Annotated in this window: 15 protein-coding genes and 1 riboswitch; of the genes, 1 reads left to right on the top strand and 14 read right to left on the bottom strand. The window is 55.5% G+C overall.

Translation table 11 applies throughout. The features are described 5' to 3' along the window. Nucleotides 1–53: 53 nt before the first annotated feature. The 12 genes from KI379_RS22095 to KI379_RS22040 all read right to left on the bottom strand — a co-directional run bounded on the left by KI379_RS22095 (nucleotide 54) and on the right by KI379_RS22040 (nucleotide 18,656). Nucleotides 54–1,346, bottom strand: coding sequence for a citrate transporter (locus tag KI379_RS22095; RefSeq protein WP_244879402.1), 1,293 nt, complete (start codon nucleotides 1,344–1,346; stop codon nucleotides 54–56). A gap of 66 nt (nucleotides 1,347–1,412) precedes the next feature. Next, nucleotides 1,413–2,771: an FAD-dependent oxidoreductase gene (locus KI379_RS22090; RefSeq protein ID WP_234489547.1), complete on the bottom strand. Its 1,359-nt coding sequence runs from the start codon at nucleotides 2,769–2,771 to the stop codon at nucleotides 1,413–1,415. A gap of 436 nt (nucleotides 2,772–3,207) precedes the next feature. Then, entirely contained in the window at nucleotides 3,208–3,831 is a 624-nt protein-coding gene (locus KI379_RS22085) for a flavin reductase family protein (protein ID WP_076172988.1), read from the bottom strand. A gap of 354 nt (nucleotides 3,832–4,185) precedes the next feature. Then, nucleotides 4,186–6,018, bottom strand: coding sequence for a glycoside hydrolase family 127 protein (locus tag KI379_RS22080; RefSeq protein WP_212984928.1), 1,833 nt, complete (start codon nucleotides 6,016–6,018; stop codon nucleotides 4,186–4,188). A gap of 37 nt (nucleotides 6,019–6,055) precedes the next feature. Continuing rightward, nucleotides 6,056–6,886 carry a carbohydrate ABC transporter permease gene (locus KI379_RS22075; protein ID WP_212984927.1) on the bottom strand — a complete coding sequence of 277 codons (831 nt, stop codon included), beginning with the start codon at nucleotides 6,884–6,886 and terminating at the stop codon, nucleotides 6,056–6,058. Beyond that, nucleotides 6,883–7,830: a carbohydrate ABC transporter permease gene (locus KI379_RS22070; RefSeq protein ID WP_373309604.1), complete on the bottom strand. Its 948-nt coding sequence runs from the start codon at nucleotides 7,828–7,830 to the stop codon at nucleotides 6,883–6,885. Before KI379_RS22070 ends, KI379_RS22075 begins: the two co-directional genes overlap by 4 nt. A 16-nt stretch (nucleotides 7,831–7,846) precedes the next feature. Next, entirely contained in the window at nucleotides 7,847–9,262 is a 1,416-nt protein-coding gene (locus KI379_RS22065; RefSeq protein ID WP_076172991.1) for an ABC transporter substrate-binding protein, read from the bottom strand. Between the two features lie 94 nt (nucleotides 9,263–9,356). Beyond that, complete coding sequence (locus tag KI379_RS22060; RefSeq protein ID WP_212984926.1) at nucleotides 9,357–11,153, bottom strand: sensor histidine kinase; 1,797 nt, start codon at nucleotides 11,151–11,153, stop codon at nucleotides 9,357–9,359. Then, a complete protein-coding gene (locus KI379_RS22055; protein ID WP_244879420.1) occupies nucleotides 11,150–12,835 on the bottom strand; it encodes a response regulator in 1,686 nt (561 codons plus the stop codon). Before KI379_RS22055 ends, KI379_RS22060 begins: the two co-directional genes overlap by 4 nt. A 263-nt stretch (nucleotides 12,836–13,098) precedes the next feature. Then, entirely contained in the window at nucleotides 13,099–15,468 is a 2,370-nt protein-coding gene (locus tag KI379_RS22050; protein WP_212984924.1) for a FecR domain-containing protein, read from the bottom strand. Nucleotides 15,469–15,489: 21 nt separating this feature from the next. Next, nucleotides 15,490–17,013 carry a copper amine oxidase gene (locus KI379_RS22045; RefSeq protein ID WP_212984923.1) on the bottom strand — a complete coding sequence of 508 codons (1,524 nt, stop codon included), beginning with the start codon at nucleotides 17,011–17,013 and terminating at the stop codon, nucleotides 15,490–15,492. A 206-nt stretch (nucleotides 17,014–17,219) separates the two neighbouring features. After that, a complete protein-coding gene (locus tag KI379_RS22040; protein WP_212985143.1) occupies nucleotides 17,220–18,656 on the bottom strand; it encodes an NAD(P)/FAD-dependent oxidoreductase in 1,437 nt (478 codons plus the stop codon). Between the two features lie 55 nt (nucleotides 18,657–18,711). Then, a riboswitch (purine riboswitch) is annotated at nucleotides 18,712–18,811 on the bottom strand. A gap of 255 nt (nucleotides 18,812–19,066) precedes the next feature. Here KI379_RS22040 and KI379_RS22035 point away from each other — a divergent pair. After that, complete coding sequence (locus KI379_RS22035; RefSeq protein ID WP_076172997.1) at nucleotides 19,067–19,474, top strand: VOC family protein; 408 nt, start codon at nucleotides 19,067–19,069, stop codon at nucleotides 19,472–19,474. A 103-nt stretch (nucleotides 19,475–19,577) separates the two neighbouring features. On the opposite strand, the gene KI379_RS22030 is transcribed toward KI379_RS22035, so the two are convergent. After that, complete coding sequence (locus tag KI379_RS22030; RefSeq protein WP_212984922.1) at nucleotides 19,578–22,841, bottom strand: GAP1-N2 domain-containing protein; 3,264 nt, start codon at nucleotides 22,839–22,841, stop codon at nucleotides 19,578–19,580. Next, complete coding sequence (locus KI379_RS22025) at nucleotides 22,841–24,100, bottom strand: hypothetical protein (RefSeq protein WP_076172999.1); 1,260 nt, start codon at nucleotides 24,098–24,100, stop codon at nucleotides 22,841–22,843. Before KI379_RS22025 ends, KI379_RS22030 begins: the two co-directional genes overlap by 1 nt. Between the last annotated feature and the right edge of the window lie 661 nt (nucleotides 24,101–24,761).

The raw sequence follows: 24,761 nt of genomic DNA, 5'->3' as shown, positions 1-24,761 counted from the left end.
TCAAGCCGCGCAGTCCGTTCCCCGCCCGGAATCATCCGTAAAAGCCGTCTTTATCAAAATACCATGAATGCACCGATGATCATCGAGATCAGGACGGCGACCATCATCCAAGGCAGCGTCTTCTTCAAGATTTCGTTGATGTCGGTCTTCGTAAAATCCGAAACCCATACGTTATGCGAGTTCGTCGGGTCGGACACGGCCTGCACGTTGCTGACCACGCGCAGCGCCAGCATGGCAGCGACCGGCGTCATACCTGCCGTCACGAACAGGGCGGCGATGCCGCTGCCTAGACCCCATACGTTGAGCGGACCACGGTAAATCGCCAGCGGCGACAGGATAGTGAAGAAGAGAATGTACATGATCGGATTGCCCGGAAGCACCGCCTCAATGAGCGGGGAAATCAGCGCCGAAACCTGCGGCGCCATAACCGAATTAAGCAGAATGCCGATGCCGATCATCAGTGCCATGGCGCCGGCGACGTCCTGGATGCCTTCGATCAGCGCGCTGGAGAGCACGTGGATCGGGCGCTTCGGCCAGGCCAGCAGGATCGTGACGAGCGCGCCGATGATGACGGCGGGAACGATATCGATTTTAAAAGCGAACACCAGAATAACCGGCACCAGCGGGCTGATCAGCGCATAGGTCGGCACTTTCTTGCCGTCACCGCCGGTAGCTGCGGGCATCGCCCACGCTCTGCGGCCTTTGCCGTCCTTGCGGATATAGAACACGATCATGGCCAGGGACAGCACGATCAGCGGCAGCGCGGCCACCATCGTGTAGTCCGCGATCTGCTCAACCGAGAGTCCGAGCACATCAACATACACAGCCCAGTTGGATACGTTGAAAAGTGCGCCCACCCCGACCGCGGACAGCACAACGATCGACGCAACGAACTGCGAAATGCCGGCGGTCAGCATGATCGGAATAACGATCGTACCGACCAGGATCACCATGCCCAGCCCGCCTGCGGCGGAGAAAATAATGGACGCGGTCACGAAAAACAGAATCGCGATCAGCATCGGCTTATCCCCTGCCAGCTCGGCGGCCTTGCGGATAATCGATTTGGTAATGCCGACCTTGTTCAAGATTTGTCCGAACCAGGCGCCGAACACGAGGCCGGCAATCGCCCCGGACAGCCGCATCGAGCCGGACGCCAGGATCGTTTTGGCAATGCTTGTCGTATCGGGATTATTCGAGTTCCATGGTACCCCGGCGATGATCGCAAACAGGATCGCCATCAGCGGAAGCGCCAGAATTGCCGGGATTTTGCGCGTCATCATCAGCCCGACGAACACCAAAAACACAATCAAAATACCGATCGCTTGCACCCACATTACACCAGTCACTTTGGTTACCCCTCTCGTCATGAGATTCCTTCACGTGGTTCCTTCATATGCTTAATAATTCATGGGCTATATTTCCAAATGGGCCCCTTGCGCTTTGAGCTGAGCCTGCACTGCTTTGATGTCCACATCCTGCACGTTAACGCCATGTTTGGCCGCGTATGCCGCAGCCACGCCCCCCGCATGGCCGATCGCCCCTGTCGTCGGGGTCGTTCGCATGGCCGCCTGCGCTTCAAACGTCGCCGAAATGCAGCGGCCGATGACGATCAGATTTTTCACAGAATTCGTGATCATGCAGGAGTACGGAATGCTGTACATGCCGCCCCACTCCAGCTTCTGATGCTTCGTCCCTTCCCCGTCCGGGCTGTGAATGTCGATCGGATAGCCGGAATGGGCAATGGTATCGTCAAAAAGCTTCTGTTCCAGCAGGTCCTCGGCGGTCAGCGTGTACACCCCTTTGATCTGGCGGGAGCTGCGCACCCCGATGTTCGGACCGGTGGACTCCACAACTGCGTTCTCGAAGCCCGGAATGTATTTGCGGACAAACAGCTCCAGCTCGCGGCACTGCTTCCGTCCTTCCATCTCGGCCAGGCTGAGGCTGAACGCATCGGTCGGATCGTGGCCCAATATCCGGGTTGTGTTCAGAATGACCTCGCCCGGATTGTTCGTTTCGAAGAACAGCACGTTTTCGCGCTGGATCGAAATTTCGCCGCGCTCCTTCGCCTTCCGGAACAAGCTGTCAAAGCCGCCGACCGACAGACGCGGCGCCTTCTCGATGATGGAGGTGTCGCCGTTGTATAGCGGAAAATCCTCCGGATGCGCATGGATGTACTCCTTCACTTTGGGGATGTTCACGTTGTACATTTTCATTTTCAACGTCATTGGCTGCATTGCCCCGTCGGACTCCCGGCCTTTCGTGAACTCCGCTCCGGCGCCTACGGAAAGGTCCCCGTCCCCAGTTCCGTCAATAAACACGGATGCCTCAATGTCGGTCAGGCCCGACTTGTTGCACACCTTGATGCTGACGATGCGTCCGTCTTCCGCCTTCACGCCGGCGAGCATCGTGTGGTACAAAATCTCTCCGCCGCTCTCGGTCACCATCAGCTCCAGTTCATGCTTCATCGCCTCGGCGTCGAAGGGGGTTACCGAATACGTAAAGCCGACCGTGTCAAAAATATGCCCCGGCGACTTCCCCTGCCGCTTCAGCCGTTCGATCAGCTGGTCGGTAAAGCCCCGGATCGCCAGCTTATCCCCCGCATGGAAGGTCATCATCGGTCCGACGCCGTTCGCCGTCAGCGTACCACCGAGAAACCCGTGCGACTCCACGATCAGCGTCTTGGCCCCCGAGCTTGCGGCCGCCACCGCAGCCATCGAGCCGGAAATACCGCCGCCCATAACCACCACATCATACTTCAGCTTGTTCTCCAATTCGTCCTCACTCCTCCGGTAAATGATGTATGATTGCTTCTTGATTCATAGACTATCAAAACCACAGGTTTATGTAAACGCTTTTAAGAAAATATTTTTCTATTTATCCGGATTTTTAGTAAATTATTTTCCGACGGTTCTATTGTGCGGTTACACGGCATATAACAATGAGTTTGGAGTTGGAATGGGTGGAGGAGTTTGCGGACATTGTTGGAACGGAAAGTGGTCAGGGGAAAGTGATAGGAGATAGAGTAATAAGGAAGATTACAGCACAGTGGTAGTGGATAGTAGTGGGGAAGAAATTAGGTAGCTTGGGGAAGTCAGTCTCGCCTGCCCACGAATTGCCACCCTTCAAAGGCACACTCGAAACAAAAAAGCACCGGAATCCATCCGATGCTCCCTTCAACAGACCTGCTAACGCTGTTTGTTGTATAGATTACTTCTCATAGTTTTTCGCCATAAACGGCTCCGCCAGTCTCGACGGGTGCAGCTTGCGACCGAGGCCGAAAAACTCGCAAAAGCTCATGATCAGCGGGTTCCACCGCTCGGGGTTGATGTAGTTTTTCTCCCCCATCAGCAGCTCCTCGTCGATGTGGATCCGCTTGATCTTCATCTCCATCGCCGCGATGGAGCTCGGCTCCTCAAAGGAGTGGATCTGCACCAGCTCCGCCTCCAATTGAACCGGGCACTCCCCGGCCCGCGGCGCTTTTACCAGGTCCGACGGGACTTGCGTAAACCCGGAAAGACCGAATTTATCCGGTTCGTACCGGTAGCCCATCTCCGCCTTGTGATCAGGGACGGGGTTCACCCCTGTCGTCAGCGCCAGGCGATCCACTTGACTGACCAGATCGGCCGACGGCAGATTCAGCACGCACTCGCGCTCACGTTTGATGTTTTGGACCGTCTTCGATTTGCCGCTCATGCCGAGCATGCAGGACTGATTCAGCCACCAGGCCGAAGACATCGGGGCTAAATTGGCCGAACCGTCCTCATTCAAAGTGCTGATCAGAACTACAGGCGTACCAAAGTAGAGAATATTAGGTTCAATCGTTGTAAGCATCCTCTTACTTCCCCCTATCCATTTGTAAAAAATCGTTGACCAAGGGATATCCTGCAGGGCTGCAGCCACCTCAAGAAATATCTCGGCTTAAGTATACTGCTGCCGGTGAGAGCTTGGAAGGCTTCCCAAGTATAAGCGCAAGATAACAAAACCGCACAAACAGGCGCAGATGCTTGGGGCCATTCGGGGCCCCAAGCCAAAAAGCACCGGGATCTCTCCCGGTGCCTCAATCTATCATATAAAGCTACAGCAAAGCGGATCCTATCCGGCCCCCGGCACATGTGGTGAACCTTTGACATGCGCCGCCATAGTGAACCTGCGCTCACCGGACTGCCCTTATACACACGCTTTACCCTACACCGAATACAGCCGCCTGTCCTCCTCTTCCTTCAGCCAGACCTGCATAAATCCCGGCTCCCGGTTGTCCCACAAATGGTACGGAATGAAGCGGTACTGCTGCTGCCCGTCGAACCCGGTGAGCGCAACGATGCCGCCCAGCTCTTCCCGCTGCTCCATGCCGAAGGAAATGCCCGGCCGGACCGCAAACTCGTCATAAACAAGTTTCGGGTTATCCGCCTGCTCCAGGCAGTACACCAGCGGTCCGCGCTGAACCGCGACACGTCCCCGGTCGGCCTCGACCTCCGGCCGCGCGTGCACCTGCTGAACCGGCATCTCCATCACGTAGTCAATCGTGTCGCCCGGCTGCCAGCGGCGGCTGAGCACGAGGAATCCCCGGTCTATGGTCCAATCCGCAGGAGCCACGCTCTCCCCGTTAATGGACAGCTTCGCCCCGCGGCACCATCCCGGAAGGCGCAGCCGAACCGCGAATTCGGCCTCCCGGGCCGGCTCCACCTCGACATGCACATGCCCGTCCCAAGGATAGCGGGTTACGGTATTCATCAAGACCCGGCTGCCATCCTTCAGTTCCAGATCGGCCGTGCCGGCGACGAACTGCAGCATGACGGGGCCTTCCTCGTTCACGGCGTAATTGTATCCGCCGATCGAAGGCAGAAACCGCACCAAATTCGTCGGGCAGCAGGACGTGTCGAACCATTCGGTCCGGTGATGATCGCCCTGTGACGCCAGCGGGTTGACGTAGAAGAAACGGTCGCCGGACAGCGAAATCCCCGCCAACGCCCCGTTGTACATGGCGCGTTCCACGACGTCGGCGTACTTCGCCTCGCCAAACAGCAGGCTCATCCGGTGGTTCCAGAACACCATCGCGATCGAGGCGCAGGTTTCGCAGTAAGCGCTCTCGTTCGGGAGGTCATAGTCGTTCGTGAACCCTTCATTATGCCGGGACGGCCCGATGCCTCCGGTAATGTACATGTTCCGTTCGACCGTGTGCGCCCACACCTTGCGCAGGGCGTCTTCGTAGGTCCGGTCTCCGGAGGCCAGCACCACATCTGCCATGGCGGTGTACAGATACATCGCACGGACGGCGTGTCCGGTCACCTTCTCGATGTCCCGGACAGGCACATCGTCCTGGCAGTACGCCGGTCCCCACTCCTCGCGGTCCCATATCGCACCATGGCCATGCCCGTGCCCCCGCTCCTCGAGCAGCCACAGGGCGAGCTTCCAATAACGCTCCTCACCGGTCGCGTGATACAGCTTGATCAGCGCCAGCTCGATCTCCTCATGGCCTTCCACCCAATGCCGCTTGCCCGGCCCGAACAGGCTGTCGTAATGGTCAGCCAGCTTGCAGGCCACGTCCAGCAGCGTGCGCTTGCCCGTAGCCGCGTGGTACGCAACCGCCGCTTCGATCAGGTGGCCGCCGTTATACATTTCGTGCTTCTCCATATCCGTCCACTTCTGGTCCGGGGCTTCGAGCGTGTAATACGTCGTCAGGTATCCATCCGGCTCCTGCGCCGCTGCGATCAAGCCGATGATCCGGTCGATCTCCGCCTCCAGCTCGGGGTCCCGGTCCGCCATCAGCAGATATGCCGCGCCTTCAAGCACCTTGTACACATCGGAATCGTTAAAATAAATCCCCTCAAATTCCCCTTCCATGAGTCCGGCCGCTTTGGCGAAATTGCTGATCCGCCCGGTCGATTCGCATTTGTCCAGACAGGTCCGGAGCGTCACCTGCTTGCATACCTCCAGCCTCTGCTTCCACAGTTCATCCTGGATCTTCACTTGAGTAAAAGGCACGCCCTGCCAGCCCTGCTGTGATTGAGCCGTTGTCATCCTGCACCCTCTCCCTTCATGCAATTTCTTGCGATGCTTATCCTTTCAACCCCGTCAGGGTAATTCCTTCCAGAAAATAACGCTGTCCCAGCAAAAAAATGACCACGCACGGGAGGATGACCACCGCAGAGGCTGCCATGAGCAAATCCCACTGGGCCGAGTAGCTGCCCTGGAACATCTGCAGGCCAAGCGCCAGCGTGAAGCGGCTGTCGCTCTTCAAGTAAATGAGCGGTCCCATAAAGTCGTTCCATGTGCCCAGGAAGGTGAACAAAGCGACGACGATGACCGCGGAGCGGCTGAGCGGCAGAATGATGCGCCAATAGATTTGAAAGTAACCCGCCCCGTCGACAAATGCCGCTTCGTCAAAGTCCTTCGGAATCGACATATAGAATTGCCGCAGCAAAAAGATGTTGAAGATCCCGCCTCCGAAAAAGGAAGGCACGATGAGCGGATAATACGTATCGTAGAACCCAAGCTCCTTCCAGCCGAGAAAGCTCGGGATGAGCGTCACCGCTCCCGGCAGCATCATACTCGACAGAAGGACGGCGAACACGGCATCCCGCCCTTTCCAGCGGATCCGTGAAAACCCGAACGCCGAGATCGTGCTCGTCAGTACCGTTCCGATCAGCACGCTTGCCACAATGACCAGCGTATTGACGAAGTACGTGCCAAACGGGAGGGACGTAAGCGCCCTTTTATAATTGTCCCAGTGGAAGGGATGCGGAATCCATTCCGGCGGCATCACGAAGATTTGCGATAAATCCATCAGCGAGCTTCGGATCAGCCAAATAAACGGGATGATAAACAGCAGCGAGATCAGTCCAAGCGCCACATAGCCCGCGCCCAGCTTCAGTCTGGATTCCCTCATGACGGCCCGCCTCCTTCGTAATGAACCCAGGATTTCGACGATCGGAACACGAGGAACGTAAATGCCAAAATGATCACGAACAGCACCCAGGCCAGCGCCGAAGCATAACCCATTTCCGTATCCCGGAACGCGGTCCGCCACAGGTAGAACACGAAGAACAAACTCTTGTCGTTCGGTCCCCCCTGGGTCAAAATATACGCCTCGTTAAACACCTGGAATGAGCTGATAATGGTCATCACCGCATTGAAAAAGATCGTCGGCGTCACCATCGGAATCGTTATATGACGCAGCTTGTGGTACCACCCGCCTCCGTCCACATCAACCGCCTCGTAGTACTGCTTGGGAATGCCGGACAAGCCCGCCAGAAAAATGATGACGGTCCCTCCGATGCCCCACAGCGTCGTCAGCACGATGGAGGGGATAACGCTCTTTTCGGAAAAAATCCAGTCGCTCGTCGGCAGATGAAGCCATTTCAGCATCATGTTGATCAGCCCCAGGTCCGGGTTGAGCAGCCACATCCAAATCATCGCCGAGGCTACCGCCGGCACGATGCTCGGCAGATAAATGATCGTCCGGAACAAGGCGCGTGCCTTAATGTTCATGTTCAGCAGCAGGGCGATAATGAAGGAAATGATGATGCAGGCCGGCACCCGCAGCACGACGAAATAAAACGTGACGCCAAGCGAGCGGTAGAAGCTCTCGTCCTGGCCGGAGAAGAGCCGGGCATAATTGCCGAAGCCGATAAAGGACACCGACTCCTTGAATACGTTGTAATCGGTCAAGCTCAGCACAAAGCTCGCGATCATGGGACCGGCGGTAAACAGAATAAACCCGAGTACCGCCGGAGCCGTAAACAGCAGCCCGTAGAACAGAGCTTTGCGTTCCCGTACGCCCGCCTTGCGGCGCACAGGAACCGGAGCGTTCATCGGAATGTTCGTCTGCATGTGTACTTTAAGCCCCCTATTTTACGTCTCGCCGTCCCTGCACCTGTGCCTGAGCTTTGGCCGCGATGCTGTCCATCGCCTCCTTGGCCGTTGTTTTGCCCAGCCATACGTTATCCATGGCAGGATTGACGATATCCATGATCTTGTTGAAGTTCTTAACGTAACCGGTAGGCGTAGCATGGCTATGATTGAGCACGACGTCAATAACCGCATCTTTGTAGCCTGATGGCCGGGAAGGTTGATTCACCGCCCATTTCGACAGCAGGGCATCATCCGTATACCAGTCCTTCAGCGAAGGCATCCAGGTGCCGTAAGTCAGCATCTCGATTGACGCATCTGGGTCTATAAGCGCCTTGAGCAGCTCCCAGGACTCTTGGGGATGCTTGGTCGATTTAAAAATGGAAAACATCGCGCAAACTACCGTAGTCGCCGGCTTTTTCATGACAGGAAGCACCCCGACGTTAAAGTGAACCTTCGATTCCGCAAGCGTGCTGGTATTCCATTGTCCGTCAATTACCATCGCCACTTTTCTTGTCTGCAGAGCCACATTGGTTGCCGGGATGTTCTTGGCCTGCAGCGGTGACGGAGCAACGTGGTACTTATTAATCAGATCGGCGATATTCTGCAGCGCCTCGACGGCTTCCGGCTGGTTCAAAGCAAACGTTTTGCCGTCCGGAGAGACAAAGTCGCCGCCGTTTGAAAAAATAAAGCTGCTGTACGCTCCCCACCAGTTGCCGGGGTTCACTCCGTATTGCTTAATGTTTTTCGGATCAAAATTCGGATCGTCCGCATTCCGTCCTTTGTTGTCCAAGGTCAGCTTCTTGGCGGTATCCACGAACTGTTCCCAGGTCCACGCTTCCGATACTTTGGAAGGCGGCGGCGTCAACCCAGCCTCCTTGAAAGCATCTTCGTTATAAAAAAGCGTAAACGATTCCGGGCCGGGGGCTATACCGATAATATTGCCGGGCTCCGAGGAATAGGTGATATTTGGAACCAGCGTATCGGTCTTAATTTCGGGGTCCTTGTCCAGGAAATCCTGAAGATTCAGGAATTTCCCCTGTTCCGCAAGCGGAAAGGCGATCGTCGCCGATTCCATCATCGCCACGTCCGGTTCATCGTTGCCGGCAACCATGGTCGTCAGCTTGGTGTCGTAATCGGTAGGAATCTGCTGCAATTCGACCTTTACGTTGGGATGCTCTGCTTCGAACCGGGCGATGACCTTTTTGTTTACGGCAATTTCATTAGGCGCTCCCCATAAGGTGAGCCGGAGCTTGATCTGCTCGCCGGCCGCCGCCTGGGTTCCCCCCTTGTCCGCGCTTCCGGCTGCAGGCCCGCCGCTTTCCTCTGACCGGGTGCAGGCGCTCAGCAGCAATCCTGCCGTGAGCAAAAATGCAATCGCTGCCGTCAGCGGCTTTCGGTGTTTTTTCATCATGAACTTTGACCCCTCTCCTGCTTTACGATGATTTCATAGCTGCAGCCTATGTTGCCTTTGATTATAGATTTTAGGCAGCGCTTTCAAAACCGGATTATTTTTGGAATGGTGGACTTTGATTAGAAAAGTGGGGCAGTGTGATGATCACGCGTGTTCCCTGGCCTACAGCGGATTCGATATCGATGCCGTACTCGTCCCCATACGCAAGACGAATGCGGGAAATCGTGTTTTTGATGCCGATCGAGGCGGACTCTGCATACAAAATCCGCTGAACCGTTTCCCGGCTCATGCCGCGGCCGTTATCTGAAACAACCAGCACACGAGTCCCGTCCTTGATCTCTCCGGTAACTTCAATGCGTCCCCCTTCTTCCATTTGCTCGAAGCCGTGGAGAATGGCATTTTCGACGAACGGCTGGAACAGCAGCCTCGGCACCGGGGTGTCCAGCAGCTCGGGAGCGATGCCAAAATGAACCGTGAACTTCGATTCAAAGCGGGCCTCCATAATGTAAAAATAGTCCTTCATCCACTCGAGCTCCTCGGCAACCGTTACGGCTCCCCAGTCCTTGCGCGAGGTGTAATGCAGCATATTGGACAGGCGGACGAGCATCCGGTTCAGCTCCCTCTGTCCCGATTCGATGGCCATCCAGTTCATGATGTTCAGCGTATTGTAGAGAAAATGCGGGTTCATCTGCATATTGAGCGCCATGATTTCCGCCTCTTTCTCCTTGATCCGGATTTCATAGTTTTCCTTCACCAGCGTTTCGATGCGCGAATTCATCCGGTTGAACCGCTGCAGCAGCACCCCGAACTCGTCATGGGTTTTGACCTCTACCCGGGTCTGAAAGTCCCCTTCGCCGACCGAGCGCATGGCGGTGAAGAGCTGCCGGATCGGGCCAGTCATTTTGCGGACGATAAAATAAGCGAACAAGTATGCAATCAATGCCAGGAGCGCAGCCAGCAGGATCGTCGACGTGCGGATGGTCGGAATAAAGCCGCGGACGAGCGTGGATTCCGGAATCAAGACCACCGAGAGCCAGCCGGTTACGGCAGAGCGGTCGAAGCACAGGATCGTCTTTTGGCCGTCCAGGACCAATCGCTGCGTTCCGCTTCCAGCCTTTCGAATGGCGTTCACCCATTGTTCATTGAACACTCGGGTTACCTGGGAGGCGTTCGAGCTGGCCACGACCTTGTTATCCGGATCAATCACCAAATAGCTCGATCCTGTCGGAATGCTCTGCTCGAATTGGGAGTTGAAAAAGTCCGCTTTAAAGCCAATCGTCAGTACCGGCCGCTCCACGTTCGGCCGCAGCCTGGCAATCGTGGAATTATCGACATAGGAAAATTCCATCAGGCGGGTGGCAGAGAACATATACCGGTATTCGATATCGCTGTTTTGCAGCCAGGGCTGATCGAACATTTGGACGAAATCGTAGGTCGGATACCAAACCATTTTGCCATGTGCCCTCTCCGCCTCCTGATACAGCGCCGTACGGGTCGGATCCCCCTGCGGAAGATTCCGCTGTGAACCGAAACTGTAATAGGAAGTCCACAGCTGGTACGTGTACACATCCTCATTTTGCGTAAAATACTTGCTCAGAATGGCGGACACCTGCCTGTCCGCATTCAGCAGCTCCGACGGGACGGAAGGATCCAGCTGGTTGAAGATCCGAAAAAGGTCCCGGTCGACGAACAAGGCCAAGCTGCCCTGGTCTACCTTCCTCAGCTTCGTATCCATGACTTCATTGCTCTTCTTGACGATTTCGAGCACGTTGTTTTGCGCCTGATCCCGCATCGAGCTCAAGCTGTTCCGGTAGTAGATGAAGCTCAGGAGCAGCAGGGGCAGCGCAATGAGAACGACATAGCTGGCCAGAAGCCTGGAGCGGAATTTCATCTGGACCTTCCCTCCCCTGATTTTTGCTGTCCGGCCCAATGACGGTACGCCTCCGGCGTAACGCCGACATGCTTTTTGAAGCTACGGGAAAAGTATTTCGTATCGCGGAAGCCGCACCTTTCGGCGATCTCGTACACCTTTAGTCCGCTGCCGTCCCGCAGCAGCTCTTCGGCTTTGCGCATCCGGATCTCAATGAGAACATCCGAGAAAGAACGGCCTGTCGCCTCTTTGAACAAGGTGCTGAAATAAGACGGGTTGAAGCGGAACGACTCCGCCACCGATTCCAGCGATAAATCCTCCATGTACCGCTCACGCATCAGTTCCAGGCAGCTGTCGATCACGAGCTCGCGTTTGCTTTTTTTCTGCTCCTTCAGCGTGACGCCCATTTGCTCGAGCACCGAATCCAAAATCTCCAGCAGCTCCGCAAACCGCCGACAGGTGCGGATCTGCTGTACGGCTTCTTCCGTCAGCGGGTTCATCCCCCACCCTGATTTGCTGTCCGCCAGCTTCAGCAGGAGCAGGCAGGTTTGGTCCTTGACGGACTGCGGCTCGGCCATGCCGTCAGCCGACATGGCGGTCACGGCTGTACGGCACAATTCCTTTGCACCTTCCGTATCGCCGGCATTCAGGAGATCCAGCAGTTCTGCGGCAGAGCACATTAAAACCGGATGCACCGGCAGAAGCTCGCCATGAAACAAGATCGCCCCATGCTGGTCGTAAAACAGATACGGCAGCGCAGCCAGAGCCGTCCGGTAAGATTGAGGGCCCCCCTCGGCTAGATCAACGCATTCTTCTCCGATCGCATGTACCCATCTGCCGGAATACCCCACAGCGGTGAGTTCGGCCTGTAGGCTCATCAGCCCCCTGCGGATGTCTTCCCGCTTTTCACCAAAGCTTGTACCCGTGTGAAGGATCGTGACCCATCTCGGCCGAGTCCAATCCGCCGCATCCCAGGCGATCGTCAAGGCCTTGCCGAAGGCAGAGCAGGCGCGCTTCAGCGCTTGGTGCAGCCTATCGGTTGTCAGAGAGGCGGAGCGGGGTTCGGTGTAAGTGTCAGGTGATGGGGCGTGGAACCCTGATGACATCCCGCGGTCCGAATGTTCCGTGGTAGATCCGCTCCCAGCCCCGCTGGCCGGCTCCAGCTCCGAAACGATGACCACTCCATGACCATCCATGACTCCGGCCGAAAGCCAGCTCTGTTCCTCCTCCAAGCTCAGGCTGCCGGACAGCCACTGCTGCATCAAACGCCCTTGATGCGCCAAGGTAGCTGCCGTCATTTGCTGCTCCAGTGCTATGGTTCGAGCCCGTGCCTCACGTTCTTCACGATAGATGTGTTCCAGCCGCTCCAGCACCTCCTCCAGCTTGTCGACATCAACCGGCTTTAATAAATAATCAAAAGCCCCCTGCCGCAATGCCTCCTGGGCATATTCGAAAAGGTTGTACGCGGACAGCATCACGATTCGCGGCTTGTAAGGCAAGGCTTCATTCGCCCGCCGCAGGAACGTAAGCCCGTCCATTTGCGGCATCCGGATATCCGTAAATATGACCTCGGGCCGGTCGATGCCGGCCATTTCCAGCGCCTTGGCTCCGTCCCCGGCCGTAAACACTTCGCAGCCGGGACGGCTCGCCAGCAGCATCCCGGCCATGCCCCGGCGGTGCCGCGGCTCATCGTCTACAATCATAAATTTCAAGCGGTTCACCCCCAGAATATTCATAGCATTAAATTCAACAACATCGTATCAGATGGGAGAAGAGGTAGGTATATAAAAAAAAACGTCTATCGACGTACCTTCAAAGAAGACAGACCGCGTTTAAAGGAAGTTTTTCTTGCGAGATTCGGAAGCAGAGGCTCCGAATCTTATACCTTCTGATCTCTTAAAAAAACAACCCGGCAGGAGGGATCCTGTCCGGGTTGGTTGGAGTTTATGGTCTCTGTTTGAAATGATCAGAGAGTTGGAGGAACGGTGTAGTGAACCTTGAAAGCCTGCCCAAGCGGGATGAACTTTTCAATGTCACCTGTTTGTCTTACCCACTGCAGTTCTGCAGTGTATTCTCCAGGTATAGGCACATCCCCTTCATCCGCCGGGGCAACCATCCGTAAGGTAAATTCCGCTCCATCCGGCGTCGGGCCATTTTCATTCACAAGTCCTAAATTTATCGCAGCCAATTGCGGCGGAAGCAAAACATCAGCAATCCCGTCGCTATTCGTTTCCCCTTCAGCAACTTCCTTACCATTATGCACCAGTATGAATTGTGCACCGGGTGCTGCCTCGGAGGCTTCGCCACTTCCTCTTCTAAGGTCGATCTGCAGACCTAGGACGGCCTCGGGTGTGATTGCGCCGGCTTTTACTCTTAGTGTTCTATCCAGGTCGGTGCCCTCTATCGGGTTAACCTCCGTTGATAGACCATCAAAAACATGGACCTCTTTGGTCACGGTCACGAGCGGATCGCCGGCAGCCTCTTCATCCTTCAGCAGCTCAACCTTTACCTGGTAGTCGCCGACCTCCGGCAACCTGGTTTCAAAAGTAATCGGCGTGCCGTTCAGTTCGCCCAGGGTAAAGTCTTCCCCTTCTTCCTCGTCTGGTCCGGCCTCCTTTGTTATGACAATGCCATCAGGGCTGAGCTGACCCTCTTTGATAGCATCTTCCCCATACCAATAGGTGTAATCCGTCTCGGACAAGTTGATGTCCGTTTTAGACCAGTACGTCACTCGTACCTTTACTTTCGTTTCTTGATTCGATTGACCGCTGCTAAATCCAAACGTGAACTTGTGTGAAGAATGGAGCGGCACTTGTTCCGGAAAATCCGGGCTGAAAACAGCTTTAATTTCGACAGGCTTCGGATCGACCGGAGGATCCACTGGCGGTTTCACCGGAGGTGTCATCGACCCACCCGGCGAATTTGGCTGCGTAGGGACAATCGGCTGCGTAGGAGCAGCAGGCTGCTGGCCCCCCATTTGAATCCGCTCCTGATTGCGCCGCCGCACTTCTTCTTCAAAACGCTTCATCTCTTCAGTGCTCAGCTGCTGCTGATACTGGATCACGGCCTGCGTAGCTCTTTGCTCTGCTGCCTTTTGGTTGGCCTGCTGCAATTCGGCGATCGTTTTCAGGATATTGTCGATCATAGCCTGAAATTGCTGCTGCATCTGCTGTTGCAGCAATATATCCTGCATCTGTTGCTGCTGCAATACTTCCTGTATCTGCTGCTGCTGTTGCTGAATTTGCTCCTGGATCTTTTTTTGCAGTTCCTGCTGAACCTTCTCCTGCTCTTTGCGTTTAGCCTCCTGTTGCGGGTCCAATCCTACGGTCGGATCAAACGGACGCACATTTCCAAGGTCAATTTTTCCGTTCGGGTCGTCAATCCCGCGGTTCACCTGTTCTATCAACGGATCCAATTTACTTTTTTCGATCTTGCCCTGACTACTCGCCTCCTTGGCTACATTGCCGACCAAGACATTCAAATTTTGCTGGATTTTTTGAAGGTCATCCAGTTGGCTTACCAAAAAGAGGTCGTTTGACCCGTTTGATGCCGAAGAACCGAAGGGTTTGGACTGACCTTGTTCCAATTGCTTCTTCTGCTGCTCAATCAGCTCCTGGTTCTCCCGGTCAATCTGCGCCTTGTTTTGGATGATGGCTTTAATGATGTCCGGTGAAGCCTGATGAACAAGATCCGAAATATCGACGCCGGTCGGCGTTTGAAGGGATGGATCCACGCCGGGCGTTAAGCTGATTTGCTGGGCTGGATATAAAGTGACGGGTGACTCGGCCTTTCCGGCAAAGCTTTGAGGGTTCGTACCCGAAACCTTGACCACACCTGCTCCCGCGACAACATCAGGGGTACCTGTCAATGGATTGATAATGACAAAAAACTGCGTTCCTTTGACCTCCAGCTTCTGCCCGGGCACATCCATCTCGAACACGTCCCGGGACTCACGCAGATCATGGACGCTCGTATACGCCTGGCCCGACATCAGCTCCAGCTTGGTCGTCGACTGTACTGCTCCACCCGTCAGCACCTTGATCCGAATTTCGCTGTTCGGTGCCAGCGTGATTTCGTCCCCTTCGTCCTGAATGGACAGCACCGCGCCGCCGGATTCGGTAACAAGGGTGTCGCCCTCATGCAAAAGCATTCCCGGATACGCCTGAATGCGCAGTGCTCCCCCGCTCTGCTGGATATAAGCCGGTCCGTCAATGCGGCTGATGGTCATGCTGCGTGCGCTGTCGGCGGAAGCCTGCGTCGTCCAAGCCGCCGAGCCTGCAAGAAGCAGAATCAGCGTCGAGCTGACCATTTTCCAACATAATTTTCCTCGTCTCACGTTGTCTTCAACTCCTCTCCTTTATTTATCACGGATAACCACGGTTTTCTCCGAAGCCAGCCATTTCACGTCCTTGTCCAGCAGGTCCGTCAGCGTCCGGATCGGCACATACAGCTTTCCGTCGATGGATTGAGCGGTGCTGCCGGCCTCCAGCTGAATCATACGGTCTCCCGATTGAACCACAGCAGACTTGGCCGAAGCCGATACCAGCTTCAGTCCAAGCTCGGAAGCGATAGATCGCAGCGGAATCAGCATCTGTCCGTCTTTGGTTACCCGGGTATCGATCTGCAGCCATTTGGCGTTATAGGCCACGTAAACGGCACCAGCCGGTTTCATCGGTTTATGATCCGGCTGCCGATACAAGCTCCACTGGCGCAAGCCGTTTCCGGCAATCCAGCCGACACTCCCATCCTGGCTTACAGCAACGCCCTGCGGATAAGAAAGCAAAGAGGTGCTCTCGACACCGTCTGCCTTCCCTTCTTCTCCCTGCAAAGAGCCCACGAGCGTATGGACCTGGCCGTCTTTCAACGTTCGCACAACCTGGTTGAGCGAATCGGCAATGACCAGCTCATGCTGAGAGGAGGACCAAGCCACATCAACGGGATGATTAAATTTCGCCGAAGCTGCCGCGCCATCTTGGTATCCCCCGTCCCGGTAGAGTTTCCCTGATGCCGCCCCTTGGCCATCGCCCGCTACCGATCTGGCGACTGTCGTGACCATACCGGTTTTCAGATTAATATAGCGAATGACCTGGTTGCCGGAGTCACTGACGTAGAGGTTCCCCTCATCGTCCAGCGCCAGCCCTGAAGGCTCGTTAAACCGCGCATCCTTCAGCGTCCCGTCCTTGTAGTCGCCAGCGAATGCCGCCACTCCCGAATAGACCTCTACTACACGGTCGGAAGAGCCGGTTAGCGTGTTGACCGTACCGTCTGCGGCGATTTTCCGAATCACATGATTCAGCGTGTCGGCAACGTACACGGATCCGTCCATCGCCACCGCCACATCCTCTGGCGTATTCAACGCGGCTGCCGAACCGGTACCATCCTTGAACCCCTGCACTCCGTTTCCTGCCAGCGTGCTGACCTGCCCTGTAGGGGTAACTTTGCGGATCGCATGGTTCCCCGAGTCGGCGACGTACAAATTGCCGGCGGCATCCGTATCCATGCCCATCGGCTGATTAAACAGCGCGGTATTCGCAGCCCCATCCAGCAATCCGCCCAGCGGCTTGTCGTTCCCCTTATAACCCGCAAACCGCATTCCCGCAAAAACAGTCCGCTGCGTGCCGCTGACCTTCCATATCACGTGGTTCACCGTGTCGGACACCAGCACGCTGCCGTCCTTTGCGGCCAGCACCCTGCCGTTTCCAACCCATCCCGCGGTGAGCAAATCCCCCTTCGTGCTGGCGGCAGCATCCGGCTGCCAAGTGCTGACGCTGAGCCATGCCGAGTCCTCTCTGACCCCTGCACCCCAAGCCAGCGAAGGCACACCAAGTGCCATGCACAGCGTCAACGCGGCGGTAACCCACCTTTTACCGTACCCCTGCAAATTTCATTCCTCCTACATATTTATGAATGGATGCAAGCCTCAACGCTGAATTGTTCTGCATCGATCTTATCCTGATTAAAGACATCCGACTAGTAAAATTTTTCTATTTTAGGGCGCGGACAGGCAGGGTATCTTCCTTTTGAGTGAAAAAAAGATTCCCGCCTAAACTTCAGGCAGGAATCTCACCGATTTCTATATGCTGTTATTTACCGGGACAGCGACTCCACAATCCCGCGGGCGATCCACACACCGGCCGCCCCGGCTTGGGCCAGACCGCGTGTGATCCCCGCTCCGTCACCGCCGCAGTACAGCCCGCGGATTTCCGTCTCCAGTGTCTCCGACAGCTTGGGACGGGCGGAGTAGAACTTGGCTTCGACGCCATAGAAAAGCGTATGCTCCGAAGCGATGCCCGGCGTGACATGGTTCAGCGCCTCGACCATTTCGATCAGGCTTTTCATCGTGTTGTAGGGCAGAACAAGACCCAGGTCCCCCGGTACAGCCTCCTTCAGGGTAGGCTCCAGAAATCCTTCCCGGATCCGCCCTTCGGTCGAGCGCCGTCCGCGCAAAATATCGCCGTACTTCTGGACAATGATTCCGCCATTAGACAAATCGTTGGCCCGTTTGCATATTTCACGCGCATACTCGTTCGGCTTATCAAACGGTTCCGTAAATTTATGTGAAACGAGCAGCGCAAAGTTCGTATTGGACGAGCCCAGCGCCGGATCCTTGAAAGAATGGCCGTTGGCCGCCATGGCTCCGCTGTGATTCTCGACCACGACGTGGCCGGAAGGGTTGCTGCAGAACGTGCGGACCCGAGTGCCTACGGAGGTGTTAAAGACGAATTTCCCCTCGTACAGATGCTGATTGATTTCCGACATCACCACATCGGAGGTTTCGACGCGAACGCCGACGTCGACCTGGTTGTTGTACATTTTGAGCCGGCGCTTCTTCAGGATGCTTGTCAGCCAGGCTGATCCGTCCCGGCCGGGAGCAATGATGATGCGGTCCGCCTCGTAACTGTCCCCGTTCTTCAGGACGATGCCCTGCACCGTGTGGACGCCGTCTTCCTTGACGGTGAGGATGTCCTCCACCTCGGCCTTGAACATCATGTCGATGCGCGTGTTCAGAAACTCGTAGATCGATTTTAAAATTTCCAGGTTCTGTTCGGTCCCAAGATGCCGTACCTGTGCCCGCAGCAGCTTCAGACCCGCCGCATAACCGCGCTGCTCGATGCCCCGGATGACATCCGTCGTCGGATCGGTAATATTCGTCGTAGCGCCATGCTGCAGGTTCAGCTCGTCAACATAACGGATGAGCTCAAGCACTTTGGATGGTGGCAGATAGTCCGTCATCCAGCCGCCAAATTCGGTTGTAATGTTAAATTTTCCGTCGCTGTAAGCTCCGGCTCCGCCAAAGCCCGCTGTGATCGAGCAGGCGGGTACGCAGCCGGCAAACTCCTTACGGCCGCCGGCGGGCGGACATAACTTGATTTTGTCCTCCAGAATCGGACAGCTGCGGCGGTAAATATCATGTCCTTTATCCACCAAAAGCACTTTCAGATGAGGCGCCTTTAACGCAAATTCATAACAGGCAAAAATACCGGCCGGACCGGCTCCAACGACAATGACATCATATTTACTCATCATGTTCCTCCTGAAATGGGTTAGGTCAACAAAAAAATCCCCGGCATAGAATAGGTATGCAAAGCAGCCTATTCGTAGCCAGGGATTTACGGCCCCTAGTAGAAACCCTCAAACCATATCATTGAGGTTATACGAACAATGTATCTGTTATTTATCGTTTACAGGAGTTAGTGTAATGGATAAACACGAATGTGTCAACATCGGTGTTCAATATCGTTCGTATTTTAGTATAATTATTTAGGTTGAAGGCATTTCAATATTACAAATACACCAATAAAAACGAACATTATGGATACTCAAAAATACAAATTGCCAATAGCGCTTTGATTGGATAAGATGAAAGCGTTACCGTCAGACGACGAATCATACCGTAATCGGAATTCTAAATCAATCTACGGGAGGTAGACCGGATGATTAGAGGGATTGGGCACTTGGCCTTTGATGTAGCCGATATGAACAAATCGATCGATTTTTACTGCGGCATTCTCGGATTTAAAAAGGCCTTTTCGATTGAGGATGATCATGGCAACCCCTGGATCGAGTATATTAAGGTCCGTGAGGGCCAGTTTATCGAGCTGTTTTATGGGGCTGAAAATAAACCCGAAGCGGTGAAACGCCCCATCGGATTCTCGCATTTGTGCCTGGAAGTGGACAGCATCGAAGAAATCGCCGCCCATCTGAAACGGCATGGTGTCCCGCTGGACGTGGAGCCCCAGCAGGGCAAAGACTCCAATTGGCAGTGTTGGGTGAAGGATCCGGATGGAAACCGCATTGAATTTATGCAGCTCAACCCGAATTCCCCGCAAATGAAGGCTTAAAAAACCCCTTAATCGCACCATTCGTGCGATTAAGGGGTTTCCTTTTATCCATTTATGAATTTCTATCAATGGGGCCAATCTGTCCTGCCACTGAAATTTATCCTTATTTCCCATCTGTCGACGGCTGATCGCCGGATGCCTTTTCGTCGGTCGTATCGCCGGTTTCCTGATCCGTGATTCCTTGCCCAGGATTTGCGGTCAAGACAAACGATCCGCCGGCCGCATTAACTTTATCAATCTGGCTAATGTCCAGCTTCTTGCCCAGCTTCACGGTTACGGTGCTGGTGTATTCGTCCGTCAACGTATTACCGGAACCTGGTGCACCTGTAGTTCCCGTAGTTCCTGAACTGTCCGCCGCTCCCCCGGTGCCGCCGTTACTGGTGTCTCCGCTGCCTGAAACCGTACCGTCTTTTCCGCCGGCAGTGCCAGCCGATGCATCCGATGGATCGGCAGCCTTGTCAGACGACTGACCGGCGTCCGCCCCCCCACCGTTCGAGTCCGTTCCCGCCGTTCCATCCGCGGCGTTCGTCTTCCCGGAAGACCCGCCGGTATCCGCCTGTCCGTCCTTCGTCGCATCCGTATCGGACCCGCCAGGCGTTTCGCCGGTCTGGCCGCCTTCCGTCGCATCCGTGCCTGACGTTCCTGCCGAATCGGTGGTCTGCCCGTCGGTTGCCTTGCTGCCTGCCGTATCTCCGGACGTGGAATCCGTTCCCCCGGCCGAATCCGCCGCGCACTGGCTGACCGTCTGCGGATCAATCGCCTCAAACAGGATGTTACCGTCCTTGTCCAGGACGGTCACTTCACCCGCTTTGAAATTCCGGCAGGCCTCCGGCTGCTTGAAGTGGAAAGTAAGCTCCGTCAGTTCCCCTTGCTCCCCATTCTTAACCTGCTCCGCCGTAAGCAGCGGAATTTCCGTTGCCGTCTCCGTCGCCGGAGGCTGGGAAGCGACCGGCGGTTTCGTGACGTCTACCGGGTCCGCCTTCCGGTCGAAGGCGCCGTTCGCCTGCAGAGTCAGCATCGTGACGCCTGCCGCAATCACGATGACCAGCAGCACCGAGCTGAGCATGATCGATTTGCGGTTGTTTCTGAAAAACTTCATCCACGATGGCGCAAGCTCTGCCCGCGCCCGGGCGTAAGCCGGCTGAAGCGCCGGCGGAGCGGAGTCAAAGTATCTTTTCACCTTGTCTTTGTTTCGGAACGCGCCCGGGTCATTTCTTTTCATAAACGACACGATCGCCGCGGCATACGCAGGAACCAGGCCGCGTGGACGCACAAACAGCGGCTGGTCTGCCGACCATTGGATGTACTCATACACCGTCTCCGGGCTGTCTCCGTATTTATACACGAAATCCAGCAAGGATCCGTAATCCACCGCGCCGGTCTCCACGTCCTGGCAGAAGGCCAGAGTAATCCACTCGAACACCTCCGGCTTCACTTCCCGCTGCAGCCAGCCGCGGCCGATATACTGCACCTGGTCCCGCTCGGCAAAGGACAATCCGTCCAGCACGTCCTCCCTTTTCGGATGGTCCGTACCGAACCATTGATAGAGCGCCAGCATGACGTTCGCTTTGGAGCGGATGCGGGCATCGAATCGGGATACCCACGATCTTAATTCCTTCGGCTCCCGCAGAAATCCAATATCCAGCAGCTGCTCTCTCGAAAGACGCTCCAAATCCAGATCCTTCAGCAAAAAGAGATTGGCCGCATACACCAGCCGGTCGACAAACCGTGACCCGCCTTCGATTTGGCCCAGTCCGCGGCCCGGATCCCGCTCGAGATCGTCCAACTGGTCCATCACCGCATTCACGGCGCGGACCGGATCGGACTCCCGGCCCAGCTTGTCCATCAGCTGCGTTTCCGCAAGCTTGGTGAACACCGCGTTCTCCAGCACGATCGGGTGATTCTGCACCCAGACGCCGGCGAGCTCGACCAGATCGCTGGCTGTCGCTGCCTGTTTCAGCCTGTTTTCTATGTAAGGCTCGAACAGCAGGGCGGGCAGCCCTGGGCTGCTCAGCACACGGGCGAAGAAAGTGCGGCTCAAAGCCGGTGTGCTCTCCAGCATGCCGTACGCGGCTTGCGCAATATCCTCACGCTGCTGCGACAGCGCATTGTTGATCGTACGGATGAAATACTCCACGATGCGTAGGCCAAAATTTTTGCCGTCGACGGCATAGTAATCCTTGATGCTTTCGATGATGTCCGTTCCTGGCACCTCGCCCAGCTTCACCCGATCCAGCTCCTTGTCAAAACGCGTCAAGAACAGCTGATTCAGCCGGGCTTTGGCATGAATTGCCCCAGGTGTGGACAGATAATCAAGGATGCAGCGAAGCACCGTGCCGGGTTGCGCAGTATACAGCTCTTCCCGTCCCTGATCGATCTGGTACAGCACGCAAAGCTCATGGTAGCCCGCAACCGAAATCCGCCGGATCGGCTCCATGCCCTCCATCATTTGGTCGGCAAAAGCATAAAAATCCTCCAACCGTTCAGGATTCCGAAGATTCGCCCAGGCAAAATCCAGATACGGCTGCTTGGACCAGTCCAAGTCCACGTTGATGACACGGCCCGCCGCCAGCTCAAACAAATAATCCTTCTCTACGCTGCGGTCGCCGAGGCGCAGGCCCCCTTTTTCCACGAAGTTCAGGTGGATGCCCTTTTTGCTCTGCGGCTCTTTGGCATACGTCAGAAAACCAAGCTCGCTGCGCAGCGCGTAAGGCAGGCTGCCATACAGCACATGCAGCAGTTCGCGCGCCTTGACGGACAACTGCTCCACCGGAACGTCCAAGACGATGTATACCTTCTTTTTGCCCGATACCGACGACATGGCTGCAAACAGCAGCTGTTTGAACACCTTCTCGTCAATATGCAGCTCTTCCAGGAGCGCCATGACCTCGGCCGCCGCTAGATTCTGCCCGTCTTTCGCCACCGGCAAATCCCCCAGTTCGGGGAGGTCCGGGCCCAGCTCAATGTCGTAATGATCGGCAAACTGGGCGTTCAGCAGCCTGCGGTAATCTGTACCCGTCTGCTCCATCCAACCCGGTGGGAGTACATAGTTATGGGTAAAAAAGGCGCTGCGCAGCCCGGTAAAATCCGCCGGCTGGTACACGCTTCGCCCTAGAACCGTTTCCCCGGTCTCGGCCCGAAACAGATGCAGGGCATCCGGATAAGCGTCTGCTTCCTTCTCGCTCCGTGCGGTCAGCTCCGCCGGTGCGTCGTATTGGCAGAACGGATGCAGCACCTTTTTAATAAAACCATGCTCCAGCCCCAGCGATCTGGCGATCGTATCAAACCCTTCGGTAGAGCGGAAAATCCCGCGCCGTTCGCGGGTATACATTTGCTGCTGAACCTTTTTGGGAGTGAAATCAGGCACTAGTCTTCTCTCCCCTCAATGTATTTCAGCTTGTACAGCAGCCAGATAAAGGGCTCATCCACCCGGATTGGGCTGACCACGCTCTGCAGCTTCTGCCCCACCGGATTGCTGCCCAGCGCAGACACCGCGAAATAAGCCGTATTGGAAAAGTACACGTCCATCGTCCCCTTAAACGGCCGATCGACCTTTTCGATGAAGCGGCGGATTTCTCCGTCAATATTTTCGAACTCGGTCAGATTCAAATATTTGCGGTGCACCATGTTGTTAAAAATGTTGCTGTTCGGCTTCACGTACTCGCCGTCCTCATCCTTCAGCGAGTGGAGCATATCGCTCTTGGTCAGCACCACCGCTGTCGGTATGTCGGTTTTGCCCTTGTCCTCGTAGGCGATAAAGTCGCCGAACAGGGTCAGCACCACGTCCCGCGGCTCATCGTACTGCGACACCCATTCGCCCGGCTGGTCGCCTAAATTCAGGCGGATCTTCTCGCGGATCGAGCGGATCTGCAGCGGATCGATCATGAACAGGATGCCCGCGGAGTTTTTGATGTGCTGCCCGTGCAGGCCGAGGTAATCTTCGTCGACCATGCCCTCACCGGCCACATCGAAGAACACCAGCGTGAGTGGCGGCTTCGTCTCGTCCTTGAACACGAATTGGAAAATAAACGGCTCCTGCATCTTCTCCTTCTGCGTGGAAGCAAGCAGGTCCCCTCGTTCAAACAGCGGCTCCTCGTACATCGTGCGGAACTTGCGGCTGATCTCCGCATTCAGCGGCATACAGGCCGCATTGAAATGGTCCGCCGTCATATGCTGAAGTGTATGGATCAGCGAGGTCATATACACCGACTTGCCGACCTGCGAGGCGCCGATGATCGAGATGATGTTGCTCGGCACTTTGCCCGCCGTTACCGGAAGTTCGTTATGGCACTTCGGGCACAGCCGTCTGCGCGTGACCACCCCGTAGCGGTCGTTCAGCCCGATCAGCACGTGATCGGAGTAGATCTGATGCTCCTCGGGAATGTCCCGCGGATAGAGGATCGCCTCCATGTCGTACACCGAATCCAGGCCGAAGCGTTCCCGGTAGCGGTTCAGCTCCTCATCCTCGCGGAGCGCGTAATCCTCGTCGTCTTCCCGATGGTGGGCAGCGCGGAACACGACCTCCTCCGGCGAAAATTTGCTGAAGCAGTACGGACATACGATATCGTAAAACAATGGCCGGGGCTCCGGCTCCGGCTTCCTCTTGAACCTGTCAAAAATGCCCATGATGCTGTCGTTCCCCCTTTCCCGTACTTCTATGTTCAATAGCTGGCTCGTAGAGCAGCTAGTAATCTCATTGTGAGCTGGCTCGTAAGAGCCGCTGATGACCTTTCGTGAGCTGGCTCGAAGAGGCGCTGATGCCTCACGTTTTGCGGAAGCAAAACATCGAGAATAGCTTCCTCCAACCGTGGCAGAGAAGCTAAAGCCCGCTCCGATACCGGATCATTCTTCCGATCGCTGTTGCCTCCAAATTTCCTGATTTGATTAACCCTATTAAAGGTGGAAATTCCGAGGCAAAGGCGACCGCTGCCGCTTCTCCAAAATGATTCCGTCCTCTCCGCTGGGTCATCTCCGGCAGCATTTTATCCCTGGGCCTCGCTCTGTTTATGCCCTATGGAGTTCTGTTACTTTGGTATTCAGCCGTTCAGGCCAGCCTGCCCTTAGCGCTATGATGGTCCAGGTTGCAAATTCTAATCTCTGCTCATTAAGTTCCAAGCCCTAATCTTTAAACTCACTCTTAGGCTCTAAACTCTTTCTCTCTAAGCATTTCTAACACTTCTCTCGAAGCACTGCTCCCTTAATGTATACGTCCTGCTCATCTATTCGTTCTGGTCATCTATTATTTCTGCTAATCTATTTGTTCTGCAAATCTAACGTTTAACTCTAC

This window comes from Paenibacillus cineris, from assembly GCF_018333335.1.
GTDB classification, from domain to species: domain Bacteria; phylum Bacillota; class Bacilli; order Paenibacillales; family Paenibacillaceae; genus Paenibacillus_AQ; species Paenibacillus_AQ favisporus.
The sequence above is the reverse complement of the archived record's forward strand: the minus strand, read 5'-3'. Positions and strand labels throughout refer to the sequence as shown.

What these genes read in the sequence shown, in the direction of transcription:
- KI379_RS22035 (WP_076172997.1), top strand. Translation starts at nt 19,067, where the DNA reads ATGATTAGAGGGATTGGGCACTTGGCCTTTGATGTAGCCGATATGAAC.
- KI379_RS22080 (WP_212984928.1), bottom strand. Translation starts at nt 6,018, where the DNA reads ATGACAACGGCTCAATCACAGCAGGGCTGGCAGGGCGTGCCTTTTACT.
- KI379_RS22040 (WP_212985143.1), bottom strand. Translation starts at nt 18,656, where the DNA reads ATGAGTAAATATGATGTCATTGTCGTTGGAGCCGGTCCGGCCGGTATT.
- KI379_RS22025 (WP_076172999.1), bottom strand. Translation starts at nt 24,100, where the DNA reads ATGGGCATTTTTGACAGGTTCAAGAGGAAGCCGGAGCCGGAGCCCCGG.
- KI379_RS22065 (WP_076172991.1), bottom strand. Translation starts at nt 9,262, where the DNA reads ATGATGAAAAAACACCGAAAGCCGCTGACGGCAGCGATTGCATTTTTG.
- KI379_RS22070 (WP_373309604.1), bottom strand. Translation starts at nt 7,830, where the DNA reads ATGCAGACGAACATTCCGATGAACGCTCCGGTTCCTGTGCGCCGCAAG.
- KI379_RS22085 (WP_076172988.1), bottom strand. Translation starts at nt 3,831, where the DNA reads ATGCTTACAACGATTGAACCTAATATTCTCTACTTTGGTACGCCTGTA.
- KI379_RS22060 (WP_212984926.1), bottom strand. Translation starts at nt 11,153, where the DNA reads ATGAAATTCCGCTCCAGGCTTCTGGCCAGCTATGTCGTTCTCATTGCG.
- KI379_RS22075 (WP_212984927.1), bottom strand. Translation starts at nt 6,886, where the DNA reads ATGAGGGAATCCAGACTGAAGCTGGGCGCGGGCTATGTGGCGCTTGGA.
- KI379_RS22055 (WP_244879420.1), bottom strand. Translation starts at nt 12,835, where the DNA reads ATGATTGTAGACGATGAGCCGCGGCACCGCCGGGGCATGGCCGGGATG.